General features: G+C 70.1%; 4 protein-coding genes. 3 read left to right on the top strand and 1 reads right to left on the bottom strand.

Going from position 1 to position 3,303, the window contains the following annotated elements; all coding sequences use genetic code 11:
• The 3 genes from F3J14_RS34200 to F3J14_RS34190 form a co-directional block, all read left to right on the top strand.
• On the top strand, positions 1-574 hold a 574-nt coding region (locus tag F3J14_RS34200; RefSeq protein ID WP_166726665.1), incomplete at its 5' end, for a hypothetical protein.
• A 139-nt stretch (positions 575-713) separates the two neighbouring features.
• Positions 714-2,123: an argininosuccinate lyase gene (gene argH / locus F3J14_RS34195; RefSeq protein ID WP_166726664.1), complete on the top strand. Its 1,410-nt coding sequence runs from the start codon at positions 714-716 to the stop codon at positions 2,121-2,123.
• Between the two features lie 94 nt (positions 2,124-2,217).
• On the top strand, positions 2,218-2,901 hold the full coding sequence (locus F3J14_RS34190; RefSeq protein ID WP_166726663.1) for an HAD family phosphatase: 684 nt from the start codon (positions 2,218-2,220) through the stop codon (positions 2,899-2,901).
• Positions 2,902-2,990: 89 nt separating this feature from the next.
• Here the strand turns inward: F3J14_RS34190 and F3J14_RS34185 are convergent.
• Positions 2,991-3,303: lysozyme inhibitor LprI family protein (locus F3J14_RS34185; protein ID WP_166726662.1), on the bottom strand; the 313-nt coding region annotated here is incomplete at its 5' end.

Below are 3,303 nucleotides of genomic sequence, written 5' to 3'. Positions count from 1 at the left end.
CGCGCTCGCGCGGATCGCCGTCGCGCTGCAGTTGTCGAAGGCCGAACGCGCGTACCTGTTCGAGCTGGCCGCGCAGCGCGATCCGGCCGAGCCCGACGTCGCGGCCGGCGACCTGCCGCCGACGCTCGCGGCGACCGTCGCCGCGATCGCCACGCCTGCCTACGTGCTCGACCGGCAATGGAACGCCCTCGCCTGGAACGCGCCGGCCGCCGCGCTGTTTACGGGCTGGCTCGACGGCGAGCACGACCGCAACCTGCTGCGCTTCACCTTCATGGCGCCGGCCGCGCGCACGCTGATCGTCGACTGGGAAACCCGCGCGCGGCGGCTTGCGGCCGAATTCCGCGCCGACTCGATCCGCCACCTCGCCGATGCGCCGACGCGCGCGCTGATCGACGCGCTGATGGCCGGCAGCGACGCGTTCGCGCAGTACTGGGCGTCGCAGGACGTGTTCGAGCGCGAAGGCGGCCTGCGCGAGTTCGACCATCCGGCCGACGGCCGGCTCGTGTACCAGCAGATCACGCTGAAGCCCGCGCACCGCGAGGATCTGAAGCTCGTCGTGCTGGTGCGCGACTAGGGCCGGCTCCCGCTGACGACGGGAACTTGCGCGACGGACGAGCCGCGCCGGCAAAGGCCGGCGGCCGAGCCCGCGAATGTTAGAATCGCAGGATTCCCTCGGCGGCGCACGCCGCCCAACTCCCCTTCGAAGAATCGCCATGACGTCCCAACTGCACAAAAAGGGCGAGGCCTGGTCGGCCCGCTTCTCGGAACCGATGTCGGAGCTGGTCAAGCGCTACACGTCGTCGGTGTTTTTCGACAAGCGCCTCGCGCTCGTCGACATCGCCGGCTCGCTCGCGCACGCGAGCATGCTCGCGGCGCAGAAGATCATCAGCGCCGACGACCTCGCCGCGATCGAACGCGGGATGACGCAGATCAAGGGCGAGATCGAGCGCGGCGAATTCGAATGGCAGCTGGATCTCGAGGACGTCCACCTGAACATCGAGGCGCGCCTGACCGCGCTGATCGGCGACGCCGGCAAGCGCCTGCACACGGGCCGCTCGCGCAACGACCAGGTCGCGACCGACATCCGTCTGTGGCTGCGCGGCGAGATCGACCGCATCGGCGGCCTCCTGAACGACCTGCGCGGCGCGCTGATCGACCTCGCGGAGAAGAACGCCGACACGATCATGCCGGGCTTCACGCACCTGCAGGTCGCGCAGCCGGTCACGTTCGGCCATCACCTGCTCGCGTACGTCGAGATGTTCACGCGTGACGCGCAACGCATGCGCGACTGCCGCACCCGCGTGAACCGCCTGCCGCTCGGCGCGGCCGCGCTCGCGGGCACCAGCTACCCGATCGACCGTCACGCCGTCGCGAAGACGCTCGGCTTCGACGGCATCTGCGCGAACTCGCTCGACGCGGTGTCGGATCGCGACTTCGCGATCGAATTCACGGCGGCATCCGCGCTCGTGATGACGCACGTGTCGCGTTTCTCCGAAGAACTCGTGCTGTGGATGAGCCCGCGCGTCGGCTTCATCGACATCGCCGATCGCTTCTGCACCGGCAGCTCGATCATGCCGCAGAAGAAGAACCCGGACGTGCCCGAGCTCGCGCGCGGCAAGACGGGCCGCGTGAACGGCCACCTGATGGCGCTCCTCACGCTGATGAAGGGCCAGCCGCTCGCGTACAACAAGGACAACCAGGAAGACAAGGAACCGCTGTTCGACACGGTCGACACCGTCGCCGACACGCTGCGGATCTTCGCCGAGATGGTCGCGGGCATCACCGTGAAGCCGGACGCGATGCGCGCGGCCGCGCTGCAGGGCTTCTCGACCGCCACCGACCTCGCCGACTACCTCGTGAAGCGCGGGCTGCCGTTCCGCGACGCGCACGAAGCCGTCGCGCACGCGGTGCGGATCTGCGACGACCGCGGGATCGACCTCGCCGACCTGACGCTCGACGAAATGAAGCAGGAACTGCCGAACGTCGCGCACCTGATCGGCGACGACGTGTTCGGCTACCTGACGCTCGAAGGTTCGGTCGCAAGCCGCAACCACGCGGGCGGCACCGCACCCGATCAGGTGCGTGCGGCGGTCAAGGCTGCCCGCGCCGCGCTCGGCACGTAAGCCCGTCGTCCCGGACGGACGCCTCCGGCGTCCGTTTTTCATTCGGGCGGCCGCCGCGCCGCCCATTGCCTGCCCCGCTTCCCGGATACCGCCGATGACCTTCTCCGCCGCGCTCTTCGACATGGACGGCCTGCTCGTCGATTCCGAGCGGACCATCATGAACACGTGGATCGACGTGTCGAACGCACACGGCGTCACGTTGACCGAGATCGACTACCTGCAGATCGTCGGGCGCTCGTTCGCCGAAGGCCAGGTGATTCTCGCGCGGCTGATCGGCGACACCGACACGTTCGACGCCGTGCGCCTCCTCGTGCGCGAACAACTCGCCGCACCCGAACCCCATCCGAAGTTTCCGCTGAAAGCGGGCGCGCTTGCGCTGCTCGAGGCGCTCGCGCAGGCCGGCATTCCGTGCGCGGTCGCGTCATCGTCCGCGCGCGACGTGATCCGTGCACGGCTCGACGCGGTCGGCGTGCTGCCCTTCTTCCACGCGATCGCGGGCGGCGATGAAGTCGCGCGCGGCAAGCCCGATCCGGCCGTGTACCGGCTCGCGGCCGAGCGCCTCGGCGTGCCGGCGCACGCGTGCGTCGCGTTCGAGGACAGCGACTTCGGCGCGCAGTCGGCCGCCGGCGCCGGCGCATCGGTCGTCACCGTGCCCGACCTGAAGGCGCCGACGCCCGAGATCGTCGCGCTGAGCCTGCACGTGCTCACGTCGCTCGACGATGCGGTCGCGCTCGTGCCGTCGTGGTTCGGCGGCCTCGACACGCAGCAATCCGCGTAAGCGCCGCACGCGGCACGCCACATGCAAACGGGCACCCTCGGGTGCCCGTTTTGCGTTGCCGCGCCGGATGACCGGCGTCGCGGCGAACCCTACTTGTTGCCGGCCGTCTCCGACAGCCGCTTCATCGTCGCGATGCGCGCGCCGATCAGGTCGACGCGCCCGTCCTCGCCGACGAGCGTCGCCGTCGCATCGCGGAACGCGACCCATGCGCGTTGCGCGCGCACGAGCGTCGCGGCCGAATGCGCGGGCATCTTGCGACGCAGCTTCTGGTAATAGCGGTTCAAATCGAACAACGCATGCTCGCACGCGGCATCCTCCCCGCACGGCCGCACGCGGCGGATCGCCGGATCGCGCGCCCCGTTCGCCGGCTTGCCGCCGACTGCCGCGGCGGCGCCCGGCGCC

Origin of the sequence: Burkholderia sp. Tr-862 (assembly GCF_011753085.1) — a bacterium.
Classification (GTDB): domain Bacteria; phylum Pseudomonadota; class Gammaproteobacteria; order Burkholderiales; family Burkholderiaceae; genus Burkholderia; species Burkholderia ambifaria.
This window is presented reverse-complemented; position numbering and strand designations above follow the sequence as displayed.